Consider the following 25,633-nt stretch of genomic DNA (forward strand, 5'->3'; position numbering starts at 1 on the left):
CTGGGCGATCAGCTTGCGGGCCAGCTTGTGCACCCGCGCGGAGAACTCGGCGTAGGACAGAGTTGTCCCCTCGAATTCCACGGCAGGGGCATCGGGGCTGGTCAGAGCCTGTGCCTCGAAGAGCGACACCAGCGTCGCCGCCTCGCCCTCCGGCAGCGCGGGCAGCACCCGCGCCAGGTTGAATGCGGTGTCGTTCCAGTCGTCGAGCACCCGCTCGCGCTCGTCGGCGACCAGCAGGTCGATATCGCCGAGCGGCCGCTCCGGGTCCGCGACGACGGCGGCCAGGATCAGATCCAGGCGGTGCGCGAAGGCCGCGATGGTGGGCTCGTCGAAAAGGTCCAGCGCGTAGGAGATCTCGGCGGACATACCGGCGTGCTCGCCGTGGTCGTCCTGCGCCTCCTGCAACGTGAGCTGCAGGTCGAACTTGGCCAGGCGGGCGTCGTAGTCGATGCCGTTGACCGAGAGGCCGGGCAGCTCCAGGCTGGCCTGCCGGGTGTTCTGGAAGGTCAGCATGACCTGGAACAGCGGGTGGCGGGCCTGCGAACGCGCCGGGTTGATGACCTCGACCAGGCGCTCGAACGGCACGTCCGCGTGGGCGAAGGCGTGCAGGTCGGTGTCGCGGGAGCGGGCCAGCAGGTCGGCGAAGGTCTCGCTGCCGTCCACCTCGGTGCGCAGCACCAGAGTGTTGACGAACATGCCGATCAGGTCATCGAGGGCGGCCTCACCGCGGCCGTGCACCGGGGTGCCGATCGCGATGTCGGAGGTGCCCGACAGGCGGGCCAGCAGCACCGCCAGCGCCGAGTGCATGACCATGAACAGCGAGGCGTTGTGCCGGCGGCCCAGATCCACCAGCGCCTGCTGGGTTTCGGCGGAGATGGCGAACGGGTAGGTGCCACCCTGGTAGCTGGCCACGGCCGGACGCTGCCGGTCGGAGGGCAGCACCAGCTCGTCGGGCAGATCGGCCAGGGCCTCGGTCCAGTAGCGGATCTGCTTGGAGATCAGCGCGTCCGGATCGTCCTCGGAGCCGAGCACCTCGCGCTGCCACAGCGCGTAATCGGCGTATTGCACCGGCAGTTCCGCCCAGGCCGGGGCCTCCCACGAGGTGCGGGCCGCGTAGGCGACCATCACGTCGCGGGCCAGCGGGCCCATGGACCAGCCGTCGGCGCTGATGTGGTGGACCACCATGCCGAGGATGTACTCGGTGTCGCTGATCTCGAAAAGCGCCGCGTGCAAAGGCACTTCGCCGGTGACGTCGAAGGCCATGGTAGCCAGTTCGACCAGGTGGTCGATCAGATTGGACTCGGTGACCGGCACCGGGGTCAGGTCCGGCACGATCTGCGCGGCGTCGAGCACCCGCTGCACCGGGCCGTGCGCGGTCTCCGGGAAGACGGTGCGCAGCGACTCGTGGCGGTCGATCACGTCGATGACCGCGACCTGCAGCGCCGCGATGTCCAGCTCACCGGACAGCCGGATGGCGACCGGGATGTTGTTGACCGCCGAGGCGGTGTCGAAGCGGTTCAGGAACCACATGCGCTGCTGCGCGAGGGAAAGCGGAACCTCGGCGGGCCGCTCGCGAGCGACCAGCGCCTTGCGGCCGCCGTCGCCGACATGCGATTCCACCCGGGCCGCGAGGGCCTCCACGGTGGCCGCCTCGAACAGCATGCGTACCGGCACGCGGGTGTCGAGGGCGGTGCCCAGGCGGGTCGCCACCTGGGTCGCGATCAGCGAGTTGCCGCCCAGCTCGAAGAAGTCGTCGTCGACGCCGACGCGGGCGATGCCCAGCACCTCGCCGAAGATCTGGGCGATGATCTCCTCGATCGGTGTTGTCGGAGCGCGGAATTCGCGCACCTCGAACCGCGGCGTCGGCAGCGCCTTGCGATCCAGCTTGCCGGAGGCGTTGAGCGGGAACGCGTCGAGCACCATGATCGAGCCCGGCACCATGTACGCGGGCAGGGTGCGCTGCAACGAGGTCTTGACCCCGTCCAGGTCCACCGGGCCGCCGGCCACGATGTAGGCGACCAGCTGATCGCCGGCCACGGTGTCGATGACCAGCACCACGGCCTGCTGCACCTTGGGGTGGTCCAGCAGCGCGGTCTCGATCTCACCGAGCTCGATGCGCTGACCGCGGAACTTCACCTGGAAGTCGGTGCGGCCGATGTATTCGAGAATGCCGTGGTCGATTCCGCCCGCGGGCGCGGAGCCCGCGGAGCGCCCATGGTTCCAGCGCACCAGGTCGCCGGTGCGGTAGAGCCGCGAACCCGGCTCGCCGTAGGGGTTGGCGACGAAACGCTCGGCGCTCAGGTCCGGGCGGCCGAAGTAGCCGCGCGCCACCTGCACACCGCCGAGGTACAGCTCACCCGGGACGCCCGCGGGCACCGGGCGCAGGCCCTCGTCGAGCACATAGGTCTGCGCGTTCCACACGGGGCGGCCGATCGGCACCGAGGTGACCACCGGCGCGTCGATGGCGGCGGCGGTGGCGTGCACGGTGAACTCGGTCGGGCCGTACAGGTTGTGCACGGCCGCGGTGGAGAAGCGGCGGAACGCGGTCACCGTGGCCGGCGGCAGCGCCTCACCGGCGACCAGAACCGCACGCAGGGACAGGCATTCGGACGCCGACGCGGTCGAGGCGAACACGCTCAGCATGGACGGCACGAACGAGGTCATGGTGACCCGGTGGCGTCCGATGACCTCCGAGAGGTACATCGGATCGCGGTGGCCGTCCGGCGCGGCGATGACCTGCTGTGCGCCCACGGCCAGCGAACCGAACAGCTCCCACACCGACACGTCGAAGGTGACCGGCGTCTTCTGCAGGATCACATCGGTGTCGTCGATGCCGTATTCGGCGGTGATCCAGGCGATCTGGTTCAGCACCGCGGCGTGCGGGATGGCCACGCCCTTGGGGCGGCCGGTCGAGCCGGAGGTGAACAGCACGTAGGCGGCATTGTCCGGGCGCAGCGGCGCGAGCCGGTCCGCGTCGGTGACCGGGGCGTCGCCGTACTCGTCGAGATCCAGCGAATCCAGTTGCAGCACCGGGCAATCCGTGGATTCCACGGCGTCGTCGACGGTGGTGAGCAGCACCACCGGGTCGGCGGTGCGCAGCACGTAGTCGGTGCGCTCGGCCGGGTGGTCCGGATCGATCGGCACGTAGCCGCCGCCCGCGGTCAGGGTGGCGTAGATGGCGACCAGCATGTCCACCGAGCGGCGGATGCCCACCGCCACCAGGGACTCCGGGCCCACACCTTCGTCGATGAGCTTGCGCGCCAGGCGATTCACTCGCGCGGAGAACTCGGCGTAGGTCAGCTCCTCGGCGGGGCCGAACATGCTGCCGCTGCGCTCGCCCGGATCGAAGATCAGGGCGGTGGCGTTCGGCCGGATCCGGACCTGCTGCTCGAAAAGATCGAGAACCGTTGCCGCGCCGCGCAGTTCACGCGCGGTGCGGTTCCAGGCGTGCAGGACGGTCTCGCGCTCACCGGCGTCGAGGACGTCGATATCGCGGACCACGGTGTCCGGGGCGGCCACGGCGGTCTCGAGCACGCGCAGGTAGCGCTGCCCGAATTCGGCGACGGTCGACGCGTCGAACAGGTCGGTGGCGTAGGACAGGATCACCGACAGCCCGCCGGGCTCGCCGCCCAGACCGCGCTGCTCGGTCAGCGTCCACTGCAGGTCGAACTTGGCGATGTCGACCTCGAGCTCGTCCGCGGAGACGGTTAGGCCGGGCAGCTCCATGGAGCCGTGCGACATCTCCTGGAACGACAGCATGACCTGGAACAGCGGGTGCCGGGCCTGCGAACGGGTCGGGTTGAGCACCTCGACCAGTCGCTCGAACGGGACATCGGTATTGGCGAAGGCCGCCAGGTCGGTCTCCCGGGTGCGGGCCAGGAAATCGGTGAAGCGTTCCGCCCCATCCACTTCCGAGCGCAGCACCAGGGTGTTGACGAACATGCCGATCAGGTCGTCGAGCGCCTGCTCGCCGCGACCGGCGACCGGGGTGCCGATGGCGATGTCGCTGGTGCCCGACAGGCGGGCCAGCAGCACGGCCAGCGCGCTGTGCATGACCATGAACAGCGAGACGCCCTGGGCGCGAGCCAATCCCGCGAGCCGGACATGCAGCTCGGCCGGGATCTCGAAGGTGACGCGGGAGCCGTGGAAGCTCTGTACCGGCGGCCGCGGGCGATCCGCGGGCAGGTCCAGCTGATCCGGCAGCCCGGCCAGCGCCGTCCGCCAGTAGTCGTTCTGGCGCGCGGCCATGGAGTCGGCGTCGGATTCCGAGCCGAGCAGCTCCCGCTGCCAGATGCTGAAGTCCTGGTACTGCACCGGCAGCGGCGCCCACGCGGGCTCCTGCCCGGCGACCCGGGCCAGGTAGGCGGCGGTCATGTCGCGCGAGAGCGGACCGAACGAGAAACCGTCGGCGGCGATGTGGTGCACCACGAACGCGACCGCGAGATCCAGCTCGCTGTCATCGGCGGCGGAGTGGCGGCCGGTCTCGGCGCCGACCCGGTACACCCGCACGCGGATCGGCAGCTGGGTGGAGACGTCGAAGCCCGCGGACGCGAACTGCGCCAGCGCGGTGCGCAATTCGCTCTCGGCGATATCGTGCACCTCGATGCCGAGATCCACCTCGTCCATCGGCAGCACCTGCTGGAAGCCGCCGTCACCGGACTCGGGGAAGATGGTGCGCAGCGACTCCTGGCGCGCCACCACGTCGGTCAGCGCCAGCTGCAGCGCCTCGATGTCGACCTGACCGCGCAACCGCACCACGAACGGCAGGTTGTAGGTCGGGACATTCGGGTCGAACTGGTTGAGGAACCACATCCGCTGCTGCGCCAGCGACAGCGGCACCCGATCCGGACGCGGCTGCGCCACCAGCGGCGGACGCGAGACATCGGAAGGCCCAGCGGCTTCCACGCGCGCGGCCAGCCCGGCCACGGTCGGGGTCTCGAACAGCGCGCGCACACCCAGGCGGGTGCTGAACGCGGCCGAGATGCGGGCCACCACCTGGGTGGCGACCAGCGAGTTGCCGCCCAGATCGAAGAAGTTGTCGTCCACGCCGACCCGGCCGTGACCGAGCACATCGGCGAACACGCCCGCCACGATCTCCTCGGCGGCGGTGCGCGGGGCCCGGTACCCCGCGGCGTCCACGCTGAACACCGGCTCCGGCAGGGCCTTGCGGTCCAGCTTGCCGGACGTGTTGAGCGGGAACGCCTCCAGCACCATGATCGAGGCCGGGACCATGTAGGTCGGCAGCTTCTCGGCGGCGAATCGGGTCAGCTCGGCCGGGTCGATGGACTGGCCCGGCACCGGCACCACATAGGCGACCAGCTGCTGACCGGTGGCCGTGTCCATCACCAGCACGGCGGCCTGGCTCACCGACGGGTGAGCCAGCAGGTCGGTCTCGATCTCGCCGAGCTCGATGCGCTGACCACGGAACTTCACCTGGAAGTCGGTGCGGCCGATGTACTCCAGGGCACCGGAACCATTCCAGCGCACCAGGTCACCGGTGCGGTACATGCGCTCGCCGGTGAGCGACAACGGATTCGCGACGAAGCGGTCCGAGGTCAGATCCGGACGACCCTTGTAGCCGCGCGCCAGCTGGCGGCCCGCCAGGTAGAGCTCACCCGCGGCGCCGATGGCGGCCGGCCGCAGATGCGAATCCAGAACGTAGACTTCGACATTCCACTCGGGCACACCGATCGGCACCGTGACGGTGTCGGCGGCGGTGTTCTCCCAGTAGGTGACCGAGACCGCGGCCTCGGTCGGGCCGTACAGGTTGTGCAGGCCGGCCGAGGTGATCTCGCGGAAGCCCGCGCCGGTCTCCGGCGGCAGCGCCTCACCGATCACGAAGACGTACTTCAGCGTGGCGCACTGGGCGCGGGTGGCGTGCGCGACGAACACCGTCAGCATGGACGGCACGAAGTCGGTGACCGTGACGCCGTGGCGCTCGATCATCTCCGCCACGTACAGCGGATCGCGGTGACCGTCCGGGGTGGCCACGATCAGCTTCGCGCCGACCAGCAGCGGCATGAAGTAGCCCCACAGCGACACGTCGAAGGTGGTGGCCGTCTTCTGCAGGTACACATCGTCTTCGGTCATCGGATACTCGTCGAGCATCCACAGTTCCTGGTTGACGATGGCGTGGTGGGTGACCGCGACGCCCTTGGGGCGGCCGGTGGAACCCGAGGTGTAGATGACGTAGGCGGTGTTGTCCGGGCGCAGCGGGGCGCGGCGGTCCGCGTCGGTCACCGGCTCGGCGGAGAACCCGGAGACGTCGAGGGTGTCGATCTCCAAGCGCCGCACGGACTCCGGCAGTTCGAGCTCGTCACGGGCGGTGGTCAGCACGCAGACCGGTGCCGCGGACTCGAGGATGTAGGCGGTGCGATCGGCCGGGTGGTCCGGGTCGATCGGCACGTACGCGCCACCGGCGCGCAGCACCGCGTGCATGCCCACGACCAGCTCCAGCGAACGCCGCATGCCCAGGGCGACCAGCGATTCCGGGCCGACGCCGTCCTCGATCAGGAAGCGGGCCAGGCGGTTGACCCGCTCGCCGAACTCGGCGTAGGTGAGCTGCTCGCCCTCGAACTCGACGGCCACATTGTCCGGGGTCAGCGGAATCTGCTTGTCCAGCAACGCGGGCAGCGTGGTGACCGGCACCTCGTGCGCGGCGGAGTTCCACTCCACCAGGGTGCGGGTGCGCTCGGCCGCGGTGGTGATGGGCAGGCCCCACACCGGCTGCTCCGCCTCCGCCGCCAGGAAGCGGTCGAAGAACTCCAGGAAACGCGCGTGGTGGCTGCGGGTCTCGTGGTCGGAGTACAGGTTGGGGTTGGTCTCGAAGTCGATGTGGTTCCGGGTGCCCTTCACCGACTGGTAGAAGTTGACGCCCAGGTCCTCGATGGAACCGGTGGACAGCACGCTGTACTCGCCGGTGATGTCGCCGAGCACGACCTCGTTGTGGAACAACATGATGTTGACCCACGGGCCGAAGAACTGCGAACCGACCTCGCCCCCGGAGAAGTCACCGGAGGAGCTGTCGCGCTTGATGTCCTCGGCGCGGTAGCGCTGGTGGCGCAGGGCGCCCGAGACGGCCACCGTCACCTGCGCGAGCAGATCGGTCACCGTCGAGTCGTGGCCGACCTGCAGGCGCAGCGGCACGATGTTCGAGGCCGCGCCACCGGAGCGGCGCATGATCGCGGTGGTGCGCGCGGTCACCGGGAGGCTCAGGACGACGTCCTGGCTGCCGGTCCACTGCGCGAGGTAGGCGGCGAAACCGGCGATCAGCAGTCCCGCGGGCGAGGACTCGTGGCGGGCCACGGCCTGATCCAGCAGCGAGGTCTGGTCCTCGGTGAGCGCGGCCGTGGCGATCCGGTTGATCGCGGCCGGCGGCGCGGAACGTCCGGCCAGGCTGGTGCCGTCCTCGACCCCGGCGATCCGCTCGGCCCAGTACTCCTTGTCGGACTTGAAGCGGCTCGAGTCGCGGTAGGCGAACTCCTGCTCGACCAGGGTGGGCAGGTCGGTCAGCTTGTGGGGCGGGGGCTCGACGTCATTGACGAACGCGGTGTAGACCTCGGCGACCCGGGTCATGTAGGTCACCGCGCCGAGACCGTCCAGCACGATGTGGTGGATGCGCGCATACCAGTAGTAATGGCCGTCGGCCAGTTTCAGCATGCAGGTGCGGATGAGGCGGTCGCGGGTGAGCTCCAGGGGCGCGCTGTAGTCGGCGCGCATCCAGGCGTGGGCGGCGGCGGCCGGATCGGCCTCGGCGCTCAGATCGACGTGGTAGATGGTGCGGTCCAGCGAGTGGTCCACCATCTGCATGGGCTCGCCGTCACGCTCGACGATGCGCAGGAAGCCGGAACCGAACTCCTCCGAGCCGCGCACCATGGCGGCCTCGAGCAGCGCCATGTCGAGTTCCCCGCGCAGCTCCACGAACTGGGCGATATTGATCGGAACCTGCGGGTCCAGGTGCTGGGCATACCAGATGCCGAGCTGCGCCGGCGACAGCGGGAAAAGTTCGCCCGATCCCGGTGCGATTTCGCTGCCAGCTTCGCCGATGCCGCCGAAATCCAGCCGGTCCAACCCAAACCTCGCTTCCGGAACACCACGACCGCAGCGTTCCCCGCCGAAAAACCCGAACAGGACGCCACCGCTGCTGTGAGCGTGGCGTCCGGCGTTCGGGGCTTACTTCACCGTATTGAGACTCCCTGGGAGGTATCCCCCCAGCTGGCCGATCTTGTTACATGGGCGCGACCACACCCCCCGGCCATTGCCGGGTCGAAGACGCAATCTTGGTGACGGACACTCGGTCCAATCTACCGTCAGCGTGCAAGCCACAACCAGAAAGGGCCATAGCCGTCGGCTATCGTCCCATTTCGCTGTTTCACCCAGTGATATGCGACCTATCGCGACCAGGGTCGTACAAGTGGGACTGGGCACAATCGATACTTTCGGCCAGCGCCGGACCCACCAGGATGACCGCCGCCTGCCGCAATCCGGCCGCCTCCACCCGATCCGCGATATCGGTCAGGGTGCCCCGGAGAATCCGCTGCTCGGGCTGGGTCGCGCGGTAGACCACGGCCACCGGGCAGGCACTGCCGTAGTCGGCGGTCAGCTCCTGCGCGAGAGTGCGGATCCGGGTGATGGCCAGGTGCAGCACCAGCGTGGCCCGGGTGCGGGCGAAGTTGGCCAGGGCCTCCGAATCGGGCATAGCCGTCGAGCGCGCGTGTGTCCGAGTCAACACCACCGACTGCACCTGTTCGGGCACAGTCAGTTCCGCCCCGAGCAAGGCCGCGGCGGCCGCGTACGCGGGGACCCCGGGCGTCACGTCCCACGGAATCCCCAGCGCATCGAGGCGTCGCTTCTGTTCGGTGAGGGCCGAATAGAGGGAGGGGTCGCCCGAGCACAGCCGCGCGACATCCTTGCCCTCGGCGTGCGCCCGCGCGCAGTGCGCCACGATCTCGTCCAGATCCAGCTTCTGCGTATCGATCAGCTCGGCGTCGGGCGCGCAGTACGCCAGCACTTCCGGGTCCAGATAGGTCCCCGCGTACAGGCACACCGGGGATCGGCGCAGCAGTTCGACCGCACGCACGGTCAGCAGATCCGCCGCCCCGGGCCCGGCCCCGATGAAGTGCACTGTCATCGGGCGAGTCTCGCACACCCGCTCAGGCGAACCGTCCGACCGCCACCAGCACCGCCACCACGAACAGCACCACGTTCGACAGCGACCGCCCGTACTCCCCGCGCCGCACGTGGGTCACGAATCCCCCGACCATCACCAGGGCCAGCCCCACCGCGGCGACCGGCGTCAGCACCTTCGCGATCCCCGTGGCCCACGGCAGCACCACCCCCAGGCCGCCCAGGATCTCCACGATCCCGATCCCCCGCACCGCGTTCTGCGACAGGTCGTCCACCCACGGCATCCCGCCGCGCAGCTTGTCCTTCTCGATCGCCGCCTTCGCGACGCCCCCGAGCACGAACGACGCCGCGAGCACGATCTGCCCGATCCACAGCCAGGTGTTCATTGGTCCTTCTCCTTGTCGTACATCCAGCTCGCGGCAACGGAATCCGCGACCCGGTCGATCAGCGCCCGATCCCCCTGCCCGCCGAGCATGGTGAGCCAGAGGAAGACCGGTCCCGCGAATTGCGCGTGCGCCCAATCCAAGTCGGGCAGCCCGGCCAGATCCCCGCGTTCGACCGCCCGCTCGGCGACCGCCCGGATGAGCGCGCGCTCGGGCAGCAGGCAGACGTCCTCGAACACGGTCTGCAGGGTTCCGTCGCGCATCAGATCCGCCATGAGCTCGGGCAGCACCGCCCGCACCCTCGGATTGCCCATGCGCTCGACGAAGTCGGCCGCGACCTCGCGCAGATCACCGTGCAGACCGCCGGTATCGCGATACTCGCGCGGCCGCAGGTCCCCGATCAGATGATGCAGTGCGAGCGCGGCTTTCGACGGCCAGCGCCGATACAGCGCGGCCTTGCCCACCCCGGCCCGCGTCGCCACGTCCTGCACATAACGGAACTCACGGTTCCGCAATCGGAGGTTTCAGCCGCTGACCTTGAAATCGGCGAGCACCCTGGTGGGGAAGAGCCGGACGACGAGCTCCCCGGGGACGCCGTTGCGCTTGCCGAACTCCTCGGCGCGGTCCGCGCCCATGTAGCGGGCGGCGATATCGGTGGCGGTGCGGATCAGGTCGCCGGGATCCTCGGACACCTCGGTCACGCCCTGCACCTGGACGAAAGAGTATGGGGGCTCGGCTATGTCGACACAGAGAGTGACGCGGCCGTCACGCAGGATCGAGCGACCCTTGGCGGTGGCCTTGCCGGTATTGAAGACGATGACGTCGCCGTCGAGGACGAACCAGATCGGGGCGACCAGGGGGCGGCCGTCGGCGGCCACGAAGGCCAGCTTGCCGGTGCGGGTGCCCGCGCTCAGAAACTCGCGTACTCGGGAATCGGAGAGTGAGGCCATAGCGGACACCGTACGACGCTCAGCCGTGCGTGCCCCGGAGGCGGGCGATCTGGGTTTTGCTGAGCTCCTGAGCCTTTCGCATATGCAGGATGATCGCCTCGAGTTCGGCGTCGGTGTGATCGTTCAGCATGGCCTCCCACCCCTCGCCCAGGTCGTCCCAGGTCGCGGTGATGCGGGCGACCGCTTCGGGGACCGGGGTGACCAGCACGCGGCGGCGGTCCTCGGGATCGGCTTCGCGGGTGACATAGCCGCCGCGTTCCATGCGGTCGACCAGACGAGTGGCGGAGCCGGTGGTCAAGCCCGTCATGTCGGCGATCTGCTTGACCGTCAGCGGCTGCGATTCCGCGGTGAGCAGGCTCAGGCATTGCAGGTCGGTGGGATGCAGTCCGAGTTTGTCCGCGATGGCCTGGTTGAACAGCGTGTACGCGGCCATGTACCGGCGCGATTCGCCGGAGAGCTCGTCGTACAACGCCCGGCGACGCTGGGATGTCATCCGGATCACACTCCCGAATAGCTGCGCGGCGCAGCAATATTGTCTAGATTGCTGCGTGACGCAGTTAATGCGTCACGCAGCAGATACTACCTTGTGGAGGAACCATGCTCACCATCGCGGTCACCGGAGCCACCGGCGCCCAGGGCGGAGCCACCGCCCACGCCCTGCTCGATCGGGGCCACCACGTCCGTGCCCTCACCCGTTTCCCCGACTCCCCCGCCGCCGAGCAGCTGCGCGCGCTCGGCGCGGAGATCCGCCGGGCCGACTTCGACGATCGCGCATCGCTGGATGCCGCACTCGCCGGGGCGGATTCGCTGTTCGCGGTCACCACCCCGTTCGACACCGACACCACCGTCGAGGTCCGGCACGGCGAGAACCTCGTCGAGGCCGCCGTCGCCGCTCACCTCGGCCACCTCGTCTTCACCTCCGTCGCGCACGCCGACCGCGACACCGGTGTGCCGCACTACGAGAGCAAATTCGCGATCGAACGCCGACTGTCCGCCTCGGGCGTGCCCTGGACCGTCATCGCTCCGGCCGCCTTCATGGACAACTACGCCACCGGCTGGACCCTGGACGGCCTGCGCGAGCAGACCTTCTCCTGGCCCATGCCCGCCGAGCAGCCGTTGACCCTCATCAGCGCCACCGATATCGGCGCCTTCGCCGCCCTCGCCCTGGACCGCCGCGCCGAATTCGCCGGTCGCCGTATCGATATCGCCGCGGACGAGCTCACGCCCGCGCAGATCGCCGCGACCTTGGCCGCCGCCATCGACGCGCCGATCGCGCACCGGGAGGTCCCGCTCGCGTACGTGCGCTCCCGTTCCACCGATCTGGCCGCCATGTTCGAGTACTTCTCGACCGTCGGTCTGGATGTCGATGTCGCCGGTCTGCGCCGCGACTACCCCGAGATCGCCTGGCATTCCTTCGCCGACTGGGCCTCGGCCCAGGATTGGCCCGCGCTGCTGGCCGCCACGCCTGCCGCCCACTGAGGTCGGCTGTTCCGCGCGGTCAGATCGCTCCGCGCTCGCGGGCCCTGGCCACGGCGGAGGTTCGGGATTTCACGCCGAGCTTCGAATAGATGTGGACCAGGTGGGATTTGACGGTGGTCTCGGAGAGGAAGAGGCGTTTGCCGATCTCGCGGTTGGAGTGGCCGTCGGCGACCAGGCGCAGCACCTCGATCTCGCGGGGACTCAGGGTGGTGTCGGGTTTGCGGACCCGGGTCATGAGGCGGGAGGCGACCGACGGGGAGAGCACGCTCTCGCCTTCGGCGGCGGAGCGGACGGCCGCGAGGAGTTCGGCGGGCGGGGTGTCCTTGAGGATGTAGCCGACCGCGCCCGCCTCGATGGCGCCGAGAATGTCGGCGTCGGTGTCGTAGTTGGTGACCACCAGGACATTCGGCGGGTTCGCGAGGCCTCGCAGGGCGGCGGTGGCGTCGGCGCCGGACTTGCCGGGGCCGAAGCGGAGGTCCATCAGGACCAGGTCGACCTGGGTGGTGGAGCAGAAGGCCACCGAATCCTCGGCGGTGGCGACCTCCCCGACGACTTCGATGTCGTCGGAATCGGTTTCGGCGACGCTGGAGTCGAGGAGGGCGCGCAGGCCCGCGCGGACGATGGCGTGGTCGTCGGCGAGGAGGATGCGGATCATTGGTCCTCCAGGGGGAAGTAGACGGTGACCGCGGTGTGGCCGGGTTCGGATTCGACATCCATGGTGCCGCCCTGCTGCTCCACGCGATTGCGCATGGCGTTCAAACCGAAGCTGCCCGACGGGGATTCGGCCAGTACGGCCGGATCGATGCCCACCCCGTCATCGACCACGTCGAGGTGCACGGCGTCATCGCCGTAGGTGAGGGTGACCCGCATCCGCTGAGCCTGCGCGTGCCGCACCACATTCGACACCGCGCCCTGCGCGATACGGACCAGCGCGGCCTCGATCGGCATGGGCAGCGCCTGCGGATCGCCCTCGACGAGCACCTGCGCGTCCAGTCCGGGTGCGGCGGCCCGCTCCGCGATCCGGGTGAGCGCGCCCGCGAGGGACTGACCCTCCAGCGCGGCCGGCGTGAGTTCGGCGATGAGATGGCGGGTTTCGACGAGACTGTCGGCGGCGGTCTCCCGGGCCAGCCGAATCCGTTCCAGCGCCGGATGATCGGGGGCGGCCCGCTCGACCGCGTGCAGCAGCAGCTGAATACTGCTGAGCCCCTGCGCGACGGTGTCGTGGATCTCCTGCGCCAGCCGCTCGCGTTCGGCCATCTTGCCCGCGGTGCGTTCCTGTTCGGCGAGAGTCTCTCGGGTGGCGAGCAATTCGTCGATGAGCCGCTGCCGTTCCGCGGCCTCCCGGAACAGGGCTTCGTAGCCGAGCCCGATGGCGACCGCGACCAGCGCGCCCAGCAGCGGGCCGATCACACCGGCGACCGTCCACCCGCGGTGCGCGGCGAACCCGACGACGGCGACCACGGTCGCGGCGATCACCGCCACCACGCCCCAATAGCGCGGCAGCAGATGCAGATAGAGGAAGAAGAGCCCGAAGACCAGGTAGACGGCCAAGGGGGCGACGAGAACGAGTGCCAGCCAGAGCAGCGTCAGCACTCCCAGCCACACCCGCGCGCCGACCAGGTTGCGCCGGTACCGGCCGCCGATGAAATAGACCCCCAGGAAGACCCCGGCCAGCACCACCACCAGTACCCGATGCGCTCCGGAGAAGACCTCCTGCACCGCCACCACCACGGTCAACGCCACGACCAGCACATGCAGCCCGAGCTGCAGGGCGGAGAAGACGGGAGTCAGGGGGGACCGGTGCACGCGACCAGCTTATGCCCGGCAATTACCCGGGCATCCATCGAAAGTAGGAAACGCCGCCCTGCCGTTGGCGGACCGGGATTCGTTCCGCGGCGCGATGGCCGGAACGCCTTTCCCGGAGAGGGTGTAAGTATGTTCGTCGCATTCAGAGATCTGCGGGCGGCCCGCGGCCGCTTCCTCCTGATTACCCTGGTGGTCACGCTGGTCGCGCTGCTGGTCAGCTTTCTCAGCGGTCTCACGGCCGGTCTGGCGCACCAGAACATCTCCGCCATCGAATCGCTGAAGACCGACACCGTCGTGTTCTCCGACACCGGCTCCGCCCCCTCCTTCGACGCCTCCACGCTGAGCACCGAACAGGTGCAGACCTGGGAGCGCGCGGGCGGCACCGTCGACCCGATCGGCATCAGCCGCACCCGCGCCACCGTCAACGGCGTGTCCCCGACCCAGGTCGCGCTGTTCGGCGTACAGGGCACCCCCTTTGGCAAGCGCACAGCTACCGAGCCGGGCACGGTGATCCTGTCCAAGGCGGCCGCCAAGAACCTCGACGCGAAGACCGGCGACACGGTCGAGCTGGGCTCGGCGCGCTACAGCGTGGCGGGCGTGACCGACGACGACTGGTACGCGCACACCCCGGTGGTGTGGATGACCCTGTCGGACTGGCAGGCGCTGAACCCGCATTCGGGCGCGGCCACCATCCTCGCGGTGTCGGGGGTGAGCGAACAGCAGGCTCTCGACGCCAGCGCCCACACCACCACGACGAGCACCGAGGACTCGCTGTCGGCCATGGCCTCCTACCAGGCCGAGAACGGCTCGCTGACGCTGATGACCGTCATGCTGTTCGCCATCTCGGCGCTCGTGATCGGCGCGTTCTTCACGGTGTGGACCGTGCAGCGGCAGCCCGATATCGCGACTCTGAAGGCCCTGGGCGCGACCACCGGATCGCTGATCCGGGATGCCCTGAGCCAGGCCCTGATCGTGCTGTTGCTCGGTGTCGGCGTGGGTGTCGGAATCACGGTCGTGGCCGGACTGTTCATGGGCGGCGCGGTGCCGTTCATCCTCAGCGCGAGCACCACGCTCTTCCCCGCGGCCGCTCTGATCGCGCTCGGCCTGCTGGGCGCCGCGTTCGCGCTGCGCTTCCTCGTCACCACCGATCCGCTGACCGCGCTCAACCAGGCCCGCTGATGACCACAATCCCCTTGTCTCCCAGGAGCATCGCGATGACCAACACACTGACCGTCTCCGACCTCACCCTCACCTTTCCGGACGGCGCGGACCGCATCACCGCGCTCGACCACGTGAACCTGCGCGTGGGTGGTGGCGAGATCGCCGCCATCACCGGGCCGTCGGGGTCCGGCAAGTCCACGCTGCTGGCCACGGTGTCGACGCTGCTGCGGCCGGACTCGGGACGGGTCGAACTCGAAACCGCCTCGGGGACCCTCGATCTCGCCGAGCTGAGCCGCCGCGATGCCGCGACCATGCGCCGGAACTCGATCGGGATCGTGTTCCAGCAGTCCAATCTGATTCCCGCGCTGACCACCATCGAGCAGCTCGAGGCGATGGTGCATCTGGGGCAGAGCTGGTTCGTTTCGCCCGGCAAGCGGCGTGAGGTTCGGGCGCGGGCGCGGGATCTGCTGCACGCGGTGGGGTTGAGCGGCCACGAGAACAAGCGGCCCGCTCAGCTCTCGGGCGGGCAGCGGCAGCGCGTCAATATCGCCCGGGCACTGATGAATGATCCGTCGCTGCTGGTTATCGATGAACCGACCAGTGCGTTGGATCAGGAGCGTGGCGCCGCGATCATCGATCTGATCGTCGGGATCGTGCGCGAGCACGGTGCGTCCACCCTTCTCGTCACGCACGATCTTTCGCATCTGGATCAGATGGATAGCGTTTACCAGATGGTGGATGGTGTTCTTACACAGCGGAAATCAGCAATCGCCGCATGAAGGATCGGGGGGTCGTCACAGTGATGCCGCCCGCCCCGCGCGATCACGGATCTTCCGCATCTCCTCCACCAACTCGGCCGGACCATGCACCCTGATCTCGACCCCCAACTGCAGCAAGCGATGCGCCACCCACTCCGGCAGATCGTCTCGCCGCATATCCAGTGCACAAGCCTCCGGCCCGCGCGCCACGATATCGCCCGGCCCCTCCCCCAGCCGGCCGATCACCGCCGCGGCCGGAGCGGCGATGTCCACCTGGAAGTGCAAAGACGGCGTACCCCAGTCGGTTCGATCCCCGGTGACATACGCGGCGGGGTCGGCGGCGGGAAGCTCTCGGGGCACGAACCGAGCGCCTGTGGCGAGCACCCGGCTGACCCGGTCGGCTCGAAAGCTCCGCCAGTCGCCGCGGTCGAGATCGAACCCGACCAGGTACCAGCGGTGCCGATAGGGCACGAGGCCGACCGGCTCGACATTGCGACGGGTCTCCGCGCCATCCGCCGCCTCGTAGGCGAAACGGACGCGTTCGGTATTGGAGATGGCGGCCGCGAGTGCGGTGAGCAGTTCCGGGTCCACGGTATTCGCGCCCGCGCCCGGGGCGATGGTGGCGGCACCCAGCACCCGCACTCGGCGGCGCAGCTTCGCGGGCAGGACCTGTTCGAGTTTGGCGAGCGCACGGACCGAGGCCTCCTCGATTCCGGAGATGGCGGATCCCGCGGCGCCACGCAGGCCGACGGCGATGGCCACGGCCTCGTCGTCGTCGAGGAGCAGCGGCGGCATGGCGGCACCGGCCACCAGGCGATAGCCGCCGGTCGCCCCCATGGTGGCCTCGACCGGGTAGCCGAGGTCGCGGAGCCGGTCGATATCGCGGCGCACCGTGCGGTCGGTGACGCCCAAGCGGTCCGCCAGTTCGCTGCCGGGCCATTCGCGCGGGGTCTGCAGGAGGGACAGCAAACGAAGCAGCCGCGCCGACGTATCGCTCATGAATTCCATCCTGCGCTCGAAGTAGGACAAGAATAGTCCTACATCCTTCGTAATCTGGTCGGTGAACCGCCGACCGAAGACCACGAGGAGCCATGATGACCAGCGCCGAGATCCGCCCGTTCCGCATCGCCGTGCCGCAGTCCGAGCTCGACGACCTCCACGACCGCCTGGCGCGGGCCCGGTGGAGCGGGCAGCTGCCGGGGCAGGGCTGGGAGCGTGGTGTGCCGGTGGATTATCTGCGCGAGCTGGCCGAGTACTGGCGCACCGAATTCGACTGGCGTGCACAGGAAGCGGCACTCGATGAATTCCCGCAGTTCCGGACCGAGATCGATGGGCTGGATGTGCATTTCCTGCATGTGCGTTCCGAGGATCCGGAGGCCGTGCCGCTGATTCTCACGCACGGGTGGCCGAACAGTTTCGTGGAGTTCACGAAAACCATTCCGCTGCTGACGAATCCCCGGGCGCACGGCATGGAATCGACGCAGGCGTTCCATGTGGTGATTCCGTCGGTACCCGGGTTCGGGTTCTCCGAGGGGCCGCGCGAGCCGGGGATGAAGCCGCGCCGGGTCGCCCGCATGTGGGTGGAGCTGATGGCGCGCCTCGGTTACGACCGGTACGGCGCGCAGGGCGGGGATCTGGGCGCGTACGTGGTGCAGGAGATGGCGATCGCCGATCCGGATCATCTGATCGGCGTGCACATCGACGGCGGTATCGGGATGCCGACCGCGGCGGATGTGCCCACCATGACGGCCGAGGAGCGCGCCGAATGGGATCTCATGCAGAAGTGGCAGTCCGGGGTGAACCACCATGTGCTGTTGCGGCAGGCGCCCCAGACCTTCGCGCACGGGTGGACCGATTCGCCGGTCGGGCTGCTGGGCTGGCTGGTGCACAAGTTCACCGAGTTCTCGCCGCTGGCGGACCACCCCGAGCAGGCGGTGGACCGCGACCAGCTGCTGGCCAACGCCAGCGTCTTCTGGTTCACCAACACCGCCGCCACCTCGTCGTGGCCCATGTACAACGGCCTCGGCGACGACGGATTCGCCTGGCCGGCGGGCCAGAAACTGGTCCCGATCGGCGTGTATTCCGGCGGTTCGCCGCTCATGCGCCGCCTCGCGGAACGCGACAACACCATCGCGTACTGGCCAGAGGGCAACACCGGTAACCATTTCCTCGCCATGGACGTGCCCCGGGCGCACACGGCCGATATCCAGACCTTCTTCGACCTCGTGTCACGGCAGCGTTAGCGGACCGGACGGTCCCGAAAGACGTAGGGTGCTCGTCATGGCGAGGACCAAGGAGTTCGACCCCGGCACCGCCTTGCGCCGCGCTCTCGAATTGTTCTGGGAGCACGGCTACGAGGCGACGTCGATGGCGGATCTGGTTGAGCATCTTGGGATTGCCAAGGCGAGCATCTACGGCACCTTCGGCGGTAAGCGCGACCTCTATCTGAAGGCCCTGCGGCGCTATCTCGAGACCACCGATCCGGCCATCATGGCGGAGCTGTCGCAACCGGGTCCGGTACTGCCCGCGGTGCGCGGTCTGGTCGAGCGGTTCGTGCGCGAAGCCTCCAGTCCCGATTCGCATCTGGGTTGCATGGTGGTGAACAGCGCGGTCGAACGGGCTCGCACCGACGAGGCGGTGGCGCGGCTGGTGGAGTCGAGCTGGGCACACCTGGAAACGACGCTGACTTCGGCGTTGCTGCGGGCTCGCGCGCAGGGGGAACTGGCCGCGGATTCGGATCCGCGTTCACTTGCCCGATTCCTCCTGGTTTTCCTCCAGGGTGTCCGAGTTCTCGAGCGAACGCCGGATTCCGCTGCGCGCCTGCGTGATGCCGCGCGGACGGCTGTATCCGTGCTCGGCTGAACGGATTTCCGATTCATCCACAGTTTTCACGACCGGCCGGATTCGAGACTGATCGTTCCACATAGGACAGCTCACCGATTGATCTCCGGATATGGCGAGGTTCCCCTAGCGGAATGGCAGTGGGCTGTTGAACCGGCAGACACGTCCCTGTCATCTGCGCTGACTACTGTGCTTGGAATTCGCAGGTAGCGGTATTAGGAGCAGTAGCGATGAGGGACACACTGCCATCCAAGAACCAAGTCCTTCAGGCTTGCCGTGGGACAGGTTTTCCCGGACATCCACTATTGCGCGCCGCGCACGATCTGACCGGACTTCACGAGAGTCTGCTCAGTGCCCGGCCGGAGCAGCTCACCGAACTCGACACGCGCCGTTCGAATTTGGTGCACGAGATCGACTGCTGGGTGACAGCGCAATTGCCGCCGTCGCACGGCGCGGCCCGCGTGCACACCGAGACGCTCGGCGCGGTCATCGACCGGCTGGCCCGGCTCACCGCCGCCGCCTATGCCGCCTTGGCGCGCGAATCCGGCCGGGATCTCACCGTGGCCTGGGAGCACCTGGCCGAATTGGCCGTCGGCTACGAGGATTTGGCGTCGGAGGTGTGCACCGGGCGGCGACGCCTGCCCGGCGCACACTGAGAAACTCCGCTCGTCCTGCGGGCTTCCGGTTATCCGCGCGGCTTCTGGGCGGCGTACCACTCGAGCAGCTCGGGCACGTCGACGGCGGTGGGGGCCACCACGGTGGCGGCTTCCGCGCCCTGGAAGAGCTTCTTGATCGGCACTTCCAGCTTCTTGCCGGTGCGGGTGTGCGGAATGCCGGGGGCGGCGATGATTTCGTCGGGGACATGCCGCGGGGACACCTCCGCGCGAATGGTCGCATTGATCCGGCCGCGCAATTCGTCGGTCAATTCGACGCCGGGGGTGAGCACCACGAACAAGGGCATCCAATAGCCGCCGTCCGGTTGTTCGGCACCGATGACCAGCGCTTCGGCGATCTCCGGAATACGTTCCACCGCCTGGTAGATGTCGGCGCTGCCCATGCGGATGCCCTGCCGGTTCAGGGTGGAATCCGAGCGCCCGTGCACGACGATGCTGCCGTGGCCGGTGATGGTGATCCAGTCGCCGTGCCGCCAGACGCCGGGGAACATCTCGAAGTACGCGTCGCGGTAGCGGGAGCCGTCGGCGTCGTTCCAGAACGACACCGGCATGGACGGCATCGGCTTGGTGATGACCAGCTCGCCGACCTCGTCCCGAACCGGATTGCCCTGTTCGTCCCAGGCGTCCAGGGCCACGCCGAGATACGGGGCCGACAGTTCGCCCGGCCACACCGGCACGGTGCGGACGCCGCCGATGAACGCCGACACCACGTCGGTGCCGCCGCTGATCGAGGCCACCGGCACCCGCTCGCCGACATTGTCGCGCAGCCACAGTGAGGAGGACGGCGGCAGCGACGAGCCGGTGATGCCGACCAGCCGCAGCGCGGACAGGTCGTGGTCGCCGCGCGGCACGGATCCGGCCTTGGCGCAGGCCAGCACATAGCCGGGGCTGGTGCCGAGGACGGTGGCGCGGGTGCGAGCGGCCAGCTGCCACAGCGCGTCCGGGGTGGGCGCGGCCGGGCTGCCGTCGTAGCAGACGATGGTGGCGCCGACCAGCAGTCCGGCGACCTGGAAGTTCCACATCATCCAGCTGGGGCTGGTGTACCAGAAGAACGTGTCGTCGGGCCCGATATCGGATTGCAGGGCAACGGCTTTCAGATGCTCCAGCAGCACGCCGCCGTGTCCGTGCACGATGCCCTTGGGCTTGCCGGTGGTGCCCGAGGAGTACAGCACCCACAGCGGGTGCGCGAAGTCCACGGCTTCGATGTCGAAGTCCACGTCCGCGTCGCCCGGGTCGACGTTCTCCCAGGTGATCGCGTCCGGCACGGCCGCGCCGATGCGCGACACCACGACGGTCCCGGCCAGCGAGGTCAGGCCCGCGCGCAGCGCCGCGATATCGGCGGTCTTGTCGTGCACCTTGCCGCCGAAGCGGTACCCGTCGGCCGTGACCAGCACCTTCGGCTCGAGCTGGCCGAGCCGGTCGAGGGCGGCCTGCGCGGAATAGTCCTGGCCGCAAGCGCTCCAGATGGCTCCGATGCCGGCCGTGGCCAGAAACGCGATGACGGCTTCGGCGATGTTCGGCAGGTACCCGGCGACCCGGTCGCCGGGGCCGACGCCCAGTTCGCGCAGAGTGCGCGCGAACGCCGCGGCGGTGGCGACCAGCGCGGCCCAGGAGATCTCGGTGATCTCACCGGTCTCGTCGACCGACAGGATGGCGGGCCGGTCGTCACGAACCTGCCGCAGCACCTGCTCGACATAGTTCAGCCGCGCTCCCGGGAACCACTGCGCGCCAGGCATGTCCACGGAGCCGAGCACCTCGCCGGCCCGCTCGCCGAGGTCGAAGTAGTCCCAGAGCGCGCCCCAGAACCCTTCCAGGTCGTCGATCGACCACTGCCACAACGCCTGATAGTCCGGGAAGGACTGTCCCGTGCGCTTCTCGACGAACAGCGCGAAACTGGTCACCTGGGCCTGGGCGAGATCGTCGTCGCTCGGCACCCACTGTGGTTCCACCGCCATACCTCCTACGACGCGTATCCCGCGCTGCCGGCCGCGTCGGCCCGCTGCACGATGCGCTCGGCGTGCCGGATGACCGGCATATCCACCATGCGCCCTTCGAAGGTGAAGACACCCCGATGGTTGGGTGCTTCCACCAAAAGCCTTTGCGCCCAGTCGACCTCCGTGGCGGCGGGCGCGTAGGCGGTCCTGATGACCGGCAGCTGACTGGGGTGGATGGCCACCTTGGCGTCGAAGCCGATGGCCACCGCGTCCTCGGACTCGGCGCCCAGCCCGGTCAGATCCGGAATGTCGAGATACACCGAGTCCAGCGCGAACTTGCCGTACGCCTTGGCCGCCAGCAGCGACTGCGACCGCACGTGCCGGGCCACGTCCCGGTAGCCGCCGTCCGCGTGCCGGCTGGAATTGCCGCCGAGCGCGGCGACCAGGTCCTCCGCGCCCCACATGACGCCGATGGCATTGCGCACCATGACCGCCCGGCCGACGGCGAGCGCGCCCAGCGGCGATTCGATGAGCGCGATCACCTCGTAGTCGGCGAGCCGCGTGATCTGCTCGGCCGATTCGCATTTGGGCAGCATGATGCGGCGGTATTCGGTGCGCACCAGGGCGTCCAGGTCGAGCATGTGCTCGAGGGTGCCCGCGGCGTTGACGCGGACGACGGTGCGCTCCGGATCCAGCGGGTTGGCGATCAGCGCCTCACGAGCGGACGCCTTGTCGGCCTCGGCGACGCCGTCCTCGAGGTCGATGATGACGACGTCTGCGGCGGCCAGGGCCTTGCCGTACCGCTCGGGCCGGTCCGCTGGGCAGAAAAGCCACGCGGGACCGGGCATTTCCCAACTCATGCGGGTTCTCCCTGCGTGCTGGACAGTGGATTGCGTCTGACGAGGGTCTTACGGACGGCGGTGGCCACGATCTCACCGTGCTGATTGCGTCCGGTGTGGGCGAAGGTCACGATGCCCTCGCCCGGACGGCTCTTGGATTCCCGCAGGTCGGTCACCACGGTCTCCGCGTACAGCGTGTCCCCGTGGAAGAGCGGCTTGGGAAAGGCGATGTCGGAGAAGCCGAGGTTGGCCACGATGGTGCCCTGGGTCAGCTGCGCGACCGACAGACCCACCAGCGTGGACAGCGTGAACATGGAGTTCACCAGCCGCTGGTGGAACGGCGGCAGCGCATCGGAGAACGCGGCGTCCAGGTGCAGGGCCTGGGTGTTCATGGTCAGCGTCGTGAACAGCACATTGTCGGCCTCGGTGATGGTTCGACCCGGCCGGTGCTCATAGACCACACCGATCTCGAACTCGTCGAACCACAGACCGCGCTGGACGACCCGCTTCACCTCGGTCACAGGCCGAGCTCCCGACCGATCAGCATCAACTGCACCTCCGTGGTGCCCTCACCGATTTCCAGGATCTTGCTGTCGCGATAGTGCCGGGCCACAGCATATTCGTTCATGAACCCGTAGCCGCCGAAGATCTGCGTGGCGTCGCGGGCATTGTCCATGGCGGCCTCGCTGGCGACCAGCTTGGCGATGGCGGCCTGCTTCTTGAACGGCTTGCCGGACAGCATGAGCGCGGCCGCGTCGTAGTAGGCGGTGCGGGCCATGTGGGCGCGCGTCTCCATGCGGGCGATCTTGAAGGCGATGGCCTGGTTGCTGCCGATCGGGCGGCCGAAGGCCTCGCGCTCCTTGGCGTAGCGGACGCTCTCGTCCACGCAGCCCTGGGCCGCGCCGACCGACAGCGCGGCGATGGCGATCCGGCCCTCGTCGAGGATGCGCAGGAAGTTGGCGTAGCCGCGGCCGCGCTCGCCGAGCAGGTTCTCCTCCGGCACCCGGACGTCGACGAAGCTGAGCGGGTGGGTGTCGGAGGCGTTCCAGCCGACCTTGTTGTAGGCGGGCTCGGCGGTGAAGCCCGGGGTGTCGGCGGGAACGATGATCGTGGAGATCTCCTTCTTGCCGTCCACCGCCCCGGTGACCGCGGTGACCGTCACCAGCCGGGTGATGTCGGTACCCGAGTTGGTGATGAACTGCTTGGAGCCGTTGATGATCCAGCTGTCGCCGTCGAGCACCGCGGTGGTGCGGGTGCCGCCCGCGTCACTGCCGGCGCCCGGCTCGGTGAGGCCGAACGCGCCCAGCGCGCGCCCGCTGGCCAGCAGCGGCAGCCACTCCGCCTTCTGCTTGTCGTTGCCGAAGCGGTAGATCGGCATGGCACCCAGCGAGACTCCTGCCTCCAGGGTGATGGCGACGCTCTGGTCGACCTTGCCGAGCTCCTCGAGCGCCAGGCAGAGCGCGAAGTAGTCGCCGCCCATGCCGCCGAACTCCTCGGGGAACGGCAGGCCGAACAGGCCCATGTCGGCCATGCCGGAGATGACCTCGTACGGGAAGCTGTGCTCGGCGTCGTGCTTGGCGGCGACCGGGGCCACCACCTGGTTGGCGAAGTCGCGGACGGTGAGGGCGAGTTCGCGGTACTCGTCCGGAAGCGTTCCGGTGGACAGGAAATCGGTCATGACTGGGTGTTCTCCTCGGCGATGATGCGAGCCAGCGGCTGTTCGAGTTTCACCTGCGCGCCCGGCTCGACCAGCAGTTCGACGCGGCCGGCGATGGGGGCGGTGAGGGTGTGTTCCATCTTCATGGCCTCCACGACCACGATGGGGGTGCCCGCCGCGACGACATCGCCGTCGGCGGCGGGGGTGGCGATGACCGAACCCGGCATGGGGCTCTGGATCTCGGCGTCGCCGACGTGGGCGTCGCCGACGCGGACATCGGCCTCGGCGACCTCGCGCAGCAGGGCGGTGCCGGTGCGGTCAGCGACCCAGAGGTGGCCGGGCGCGGTGGCGACCCGGTAGCGGCCGCGCAGACCGTCGATGGCGAGGGTGAGCGTGTCCCCGTCGGAATCGACGGTGAGGGTGCGCCGCTCGCCGTCCTCGATCCAGGTGGTGGCCCGGTCCGGCGTGCCGGAGAAGAACACGTGCGCGGTGCGGTCGCCGCCGATCAGGCGGATACCGAAGGGCGCGTGCGCGCCGACCCGCCAGCCGGTGGGCAGCTGCCACGGATCCACCGGACCGTCCGGCCAGTGCCGCAGCCACAGCCGCGCGGCGGCCGCGATGAACTGCTCATCGGTGACGGCGGCGGGGGCGAAGTCGGCGGCGCGGCGGTCCAGCAGGCCGGTGTCGAGCTGTCCGGCGAGGACGTCCGGGTCGGCGAGCAGGAAGCGCGCGAAATCGGTGTTGGTGCGTACGCCGAGGATCTGCGTGTCCCGCAGGGCCGCATCGAGTTTCGCGATAGCCGCGCCGCGGTCGGCGGCGTGGGCGATGACCTTCGACAGCATCGGGTCGTAGTCGGAGCCGACGACGGTGCCGGTGCGCAGACCCGAATCCACCCGCACGCCCGGGCCTTCCGGCTCGGACAGGGCGAGCACGGTGCCGCCGGTGGGCAGGAAGTCGCGGCCCGGATCCTCGGCGTACACGCGCGCCTCGATGGCGTGCCCGGTGAGCCGGACATCCTCCTGCGCGGCGGACAGCTTCTGCCCGGCCGCGATGCGGACCTGGCATTCCACCAGGTCGACGCCGGTGACCAGTTCGGTAACCGGATGTTCCACCTGCAGCCGGGTGTTCATCTCCATGAAGAAGAACTCGTCCGGCTGGTCCGCGGAGACGATGAACTCGACGGTGCCCGCGCCGACGTAGTCGACACTGCGCGCGGTATTGCAGGCGGCCGCGCCGATCCGGGCCCGGGTGCGCGCGTCCAGCAGCGGCGAGGGGGCTTCCTCGATCACCTTCTGATGGCGGCGCTGCAGGCTGCATTCGCGTTCGCCCAGGTGCAGCACGTGACCGAACTGGTCGGCCAGGATCTGCACCTCGATGTGGCGCGGCTTGGTGACGAAGCGTTCCAGGAACAGGGTGTCGTCACCGAACGCGGCGCCGGCCTCGCGGCGGGCGCTGACCAGGGCCGCGGGCAGGTCGGCGGGATCGTCGACGCGGCGCATGCCCTTGCCGCCGCCACCGGCGGACGGCTTGACCAGCACCGGGTAGCCGATCTCGGTCGCGGCGGCGATCAATTCGGCGTCGGTGAGACCGGGCTTGGCGATGCCGGGCACCACGGGCACGCCGTATTCGGCGACCGCGTTCTTGGCGGTGATCTTGTCGCCCATGATCTCGATGGCGCGGGCGGACGGGCCCAGGAAGGCGATGCCCGCCGCCTCGAGCGCGGCCGCGAAGGCCGAATTCTCGGACAGGAAGCCGTATCCCGGATGCACGGCCTGCGCGCCGGAGCGCACGGCGGCGGCGACCACCTTGTCGATGTTCAGGTAGGACTCGCGCGCGGCGGCCGGGCCGAGGCGGACCGCGGTGTCGGCCTCGCGCACGTGGCGGGCGTCGGCGTCGGCGTCGCTGTAGATCGCGACCGATCGAATTCCCATGTCGCGCAGGGTGCGAATGACCCGGACCGCGATCTCGCCGCGATTGGCGACCAGCACGGTGTCGAAGACGACGGGGGTTGCCTTGTTCATCATG

20 protein-coding genes (1 of these 20 cut by a window edge) are annotated in these 25,633 nt (G+C 69.0%); 6 read left to right on the plus strand and 14 right to left on the minus strand.

Going from position 1 to position 25,633, the window contains the following annotated elements; genetic code table 11:
* The 6 genes from ACQPYY_RS30440 to ACQPYY_RS30465 form a co-directional block, all read right to left on the minus strand.
* Positions 1 to 8,070, minus strand: the 5' portion of a protein-coding gene (locus ACQPYY_RS30440; RefSeq protein ID WP_433591904.1) for a non-ribosomal peptide synthase/polyketide synthase. Its footprint begins 36,228 nt before the window's first position; the window shows 8,070 of its 44,298 coding nt (coding positions 1–8,070); its start codon is at positions 8,068 to 8,070; the stop codon falls past the left edge of the window.
* Positions 8,071 to 8,371: 301 nt separating this feature from the next.
* Positions 8,372 to 9,130 (minus strand): precorrin-4 C(11)-methyltransferase, encoded by a 759-nt coding sequence (gene cobM / locus ACQPYY_RS30445; RefSeq protein WP_433591905.1) that lies wholly within the window; start codon positions 9,128 to 9,130, stop codon positions 8,372 to 8,374.
* Between the two features lie 22 nt (positions 9,131 to 9,152).
* Complete coding sequence (locus tag ACQPYY_RS30450; protein WP_433591906.1) at positions 9,153 to 9,512, minus strand: DoxX family protein; 360 nt, start codon at positions 9,510 to 9,512, stop codon at positions 9,153 to 9,155.
* Positions 9,509 to 9,991 carry a TetR/AcrR family transcriptional regulator C-terminal ligand-binding domain-containing protein gene (locus ACQPYY_RS30455; protein ID WP_433591907.1) on the minus strand — a complete coding sequence of 161 codons (483 nt, stop codon included), beginning with the start codon at positions 9,989 to 9,991 and terminating at the stop codon, positions 9,509 to 9,511. Before ACQPYY_RS30455 ends, ACQPYY_RS30450 begins: the two co-directional genes overlap by 4 nt.
* Positions 9,992 to 10,033: 42 nt before the next feature.
* Complete coding sequence (locus ACQPYY_RS30460; protein WP_379092540.1) at positions 10,034 to 10,459, minus strand: PPOX class F420-dependent oxidoreductase; 426 nt, start codon at positions 10,457 to 10,459, stop codon at positions 10,034 to 10,036.
* 19 nt (positions 10,460 to 10,478) lie between these two features.
* Positions 10,479 to 10,952, minus strand: coding sequence for a MarR family winged helix-turn-helix transcriptional regulator (locus ACQPYY_RS30465; protein ID WP_379092537.1), 474 nt, complete (start codon positions 10,950 to 10,952; stop codon positions 10,479 to 10,481).
* Between the two features lie 104 nt (positions 10,953 to 11,056).
* Here ACQPYY_RS30465 and ACQPYY_RS30470 point away from each other — a divergent pair, with 104 nt between their 5' ends.
* Positions 11,057 to 11,938 (plus strand): NmrA/HSCARG family protein, encoded by an 882-nt coding sequence (locus ACQPYY_RS30470; protein WP_433591908.1) that lies wholly within the window; start codon positions 11,057 to 11,059, stop codon positions 11,936 to 11,938.
* 19 nt (positions 11,939 to 11,957) lie between these two features.
* On the opposite strand, the gene ACQPYY_RS30475 is transcribed toward ACQPYY_RS30470, so the two are convergent.
* Positions 11,958 to 12,593 carry a response regulator transcription factor gene (locus tag ACQPYY_RS30475; protein ID WP_357281670.1) on the minus strand — a complete coding sequence of 212 codons (636 nt, stop codon included), beginning with the start codon at positions 12,591 to 12,593 and terminating at the stop codon, positions 11,958 to 11,960.
* On the minus strand, positions 12,590 to 13,744 hold the full coding sequence (locus tag ACQPYY_RS30480; protein ID WP_379092529.1) for a sensor histidine kinase: 1,155 nt from the start codon (positions 13,742 to 13,744) through the stop codon (positions 12,590 to 12,592). Before ACQPYY_RS30480 ends, ACQPYY_RS30475 begins: the two co-directional genes overlap by 4 nt.
* Positions 13,745 to 13,873: 129 nt before the next feature.
* On the opposite strand from ACQPYY_RS30480, the gene ACQPYY_RS30485 reads away from it, so the two are divergent.
* Positions 13,874 to 14,923, plus strand: a complete 1,050-nt coding sequence (locus ACQPYY_RS30485) for an ABC transporter permease (protein ID WP_433591909.1) — start codon at positions 13,874 to 13,876, stop codon at positions 14,921 to 14,923.
* A gap of 35 nt (positions 14,924 to 14,958) precedes the next feature.
* Positions 14,959 to 15,684, plus strand: a complete 726-nt coding sequence (locus tag ACQPYY_RS30490) for an ABC transporter ATP-binding protein (protein ID WP_379092523.1) — start codon at positions 14,959 to 14,961, stop codon at positions 15,682 to 15,684.
* A gap of 15 nt (positions 15,685 to 15,699) precedes the next feature.
* On the opposite strand, the gene ACQPYY_RS30495 is transcribed toward ACQPYY_RS30490, so the two are convergent.
* Positions 15,700 to 16,662 (minus strand): helix-turn-helix transcriptional regulator, encoded by a 963-nt coding sequence (locus ACQPYY_RS30495; protein WP_379092520.1) that lies wholly within the window; start codon positions 16,660 to 16,662, stop codon positions 15,700 to 15,702.
* 95 nt (positions 16,663 to 16,757) lie between these two features.
* Here ACQPYY_RS30495 and ACQPYY_RS30500 point away from each other — a divergent pair, with 95 nt between their 5' ends.
* From ACQPYY_RS30500 to ACQPYY_RS30510, 3 genes are all read left to right on the plus strand, one after another.
* A complete protein-coding gene (locus ACQPYY_RS30500) occupies positions 16,758 to 17,906 on the plus strand; it encodes an epoxide hydrolase family protein (protein WP_433591910.1) in 1,149 nt (382 codons plus the stop codon).
* A gap of 37 nt (positions 17,907 to 17,943) precedes the next feature.
* Complete coding sequence (locus ACQPYY_RS30505; protein ID WP_379092514.1) at positions 17,944 to 18,525, plus strand: TetR/AcrR family transcriptional regulator; 582 nt, start codon at positions 17,944 to 17,946, stop codon at positions 18,523 to 18,525.
* Between the two features lie 284 nt (positions 18,526 to 18,809).
* A complete protein-coding gene (locus tag ACQPYY_RS30510) occupies positions 18,810 to 19,160 on the plus strand; it encodes a DUF4254 domain-containing protein (RefSeq protein ID WP_433591911.1) in 351 nt (116 codons plus the stop codon).
* A gap of 29 nt (positions 19,161 to 19,189) precedes the next feature.
* Here ACQPYY_RS30510 and ACQPYY_RS30515 read toward each other — a convergent pair whose 3' ends face one another.
* From ACQPYY_RS30515 to ACQPYY_RS30535, 5 genes are read right to left on the minus strand one after another with little or no spacing between them, the layout of a single operon-like run.
* Positions 19,190 to 21,133 carry an acetoacetate--CoA ligase gene (locus ACQPYY_RS30515; RefSeq protein WP_433591912.1) on the minus strand — a complete coding sequence of 648 codons (1,944 nt, stop codon included), beginning with the start codon at positions 21,131 to 21,133 and terminating at the stop codon, positions 19,190 to 19,192.
* 5 nt (positions 21,134 to 21,138) lie between these two features.
* Positions 21,139 to 21,972, minus strand: a complete 834-nt coding sequence (locus ACQPYY_RS30520) for an HpcH/HpaI aldolase/citrate lyase family protein (protein WP_379092505.1) — start codon at positions 21,970 to 21,972, stop codon at positions 21,139 to 21,141.
* Positions 21,969 to 22,472, minus strand: a complete 504-nt coding sequence (locus ACQPYY_RS30525; protein ID WP_379092502.1) for a MaoC family dehydratase — start codon at positions 22,470 to 22,472, stop codon at positions 21,969 to 21,971. The genes ACQPYY_RS30520 and ACQPYY_RS30525 overlap by 4 nt, the downstream gene beginning before the upstream one ends.
* Complete coding sequence (locus ACQPYY_RS30530) at positions 22,469 to 23,629, minus strand: acyl-CoA dehydrogenase family protein (protein WP_379092499.1); 1,161 nt, start codon at positions 23,627 to 23,629, stop codon at positions 22,469 to 22,471. Before ACQPYY_RS30530 ends, ACQPYY_RS30525 begins: the two co-directional genes overlap by 4 nt.
* Complete coding sequence (locus ACQPYY_RS30535; RefSeq protein WP_433591913.1) at positions 23,626 to 25,632, minus strand: acetyl-CoA carboxylase biotin carboxylase subunit; 2,007 nt, start codon at positions 25,630 to 25,632, stop codon at positions 23,626 to 23,628. Before ACQPYY_RS30535 ends, ACQPYY_RS30530 begins: the two co-directional genes overlap by 4 nt.
* Position 25,633: the final 1 nt, after the last annotated feature.

This window comes from Nocardia sp. CA-145437, assembly GCF_050956485.1.
Taxonomy (GTDB): Bacteria; Actinomycetota; Actinomycetes; order Mycobacteriales; family Mycobacteriaceae; genus Nocardia.

Bases quoted from the DNA above. Each gene is read 5' to 3' on its own strand.
- ACQPYY_RS30470 (WP_433591908.1), top strand. From the start codon at position 11,057: ATGCTCACCATCGCGGTCACCGGAGCCACCGGCGCCCAGGGCGGAGCC.
- ACQPYY_RS30535 (WP_433591913.1), bottom strand. From the start codon at position 25,632: ATGATGAACAAGGCAACCCCCGTCGTCTTCGACACCGTGCTGGTCGCC.
- ACQPYY_RS30520 (WP_379092505.1), bottom strand. From the start codon at position 21,972: ATGAGTTGGGAAATGCCCGGTCCCGCGTGGCTTTTCTGCCCAGCGGAC.
- ACQPYY_RS30500 (WP_433591910.1), top strand. From the start codon at position 16,758: ATGACCAGCGCCGAGATCCGCCCGTTCCGCATCGCCGTGCCGCAGTCC.
- ACQPYY_RS30460 (WP_379092540.1), bottom strand. From the start codon at position 10,459: ATGGCCTCACTCTCCGATTCCCGAGTACGCGAGTTTCTGAGCGCGGGC.
- ACQPYY_RS30490 (WP_379092523.1), top strand. From the start codon at position 14,959: ATGACCAACACACTGACCGTCTCCGACCTCACCCTCACCTTTCCGGAC.
- ACQPYY_RS30465 (WP_379092537.1), bottom strand. From the start codon at position 10,952: ATGACATCCCAGCGTCGCCGGGCGTTGTACGACGAGCTCTCCGGCGAA.
- ACQPYY_RS30530 (WP_379092499.1), bottom strand. From the start codon at position 23,629: ATGACCGATTTCCTGTCCACCGGAACGCTTCCGGACGAGTACCGCGAA.
- ACQPYY_RS30495 (WP_379092520.1), bottom strand. From the start codon at position 16,662: ATGAGCGATACGTCGGCGCGGCTGCTTCGTTTGCTGTCCCTCCTGCAG.
- ACQPYY_RS30515 (WP_433591912.1), bottom strand. From the start codon at position 21,133: ATGGCGGTGGAACCACAGTGGGTGCCGAGCGACGACGATCTCGCCCAG.
- cobM (WP_433591905.1), bottom strand. From the start codon at position 9,130: ATGACAGTGCACTTCATCGGGGCCGGGCCCGGGGCGGCGGATCTGCTG.
- ACQPYY_RS30485 (WP_433591909.1), top strand. From the start codon at position 13,874: ATGTTCGTCGCATTCAGAGATCTGCGGGCGGCCCGCGGCCGCTTCCTC.
- ACQPYY_RS30475 (WP_357281670.1), bottom strand. From the start codon at position 12,593: ATGATCCGCATCCTCCTCGCCGACGACCACGCCATCGTCCGCGCGGGC.
- ACQPYY_RS30505 (WP_379092514.1), top strand. From the start codon at position 17,944: ATGGCGAGGACCAAGGAGTTCGACCCCGGCACCGCCTTGCGCCGCGCT.
- ACQPYY_RS30450 (WP_433591906.1), bottom strand. From the start codon at position 9,512: ATGAACACCTGGCTGTGGATCGGGCAGATCGTGCTCGCGGCGTCGTTC.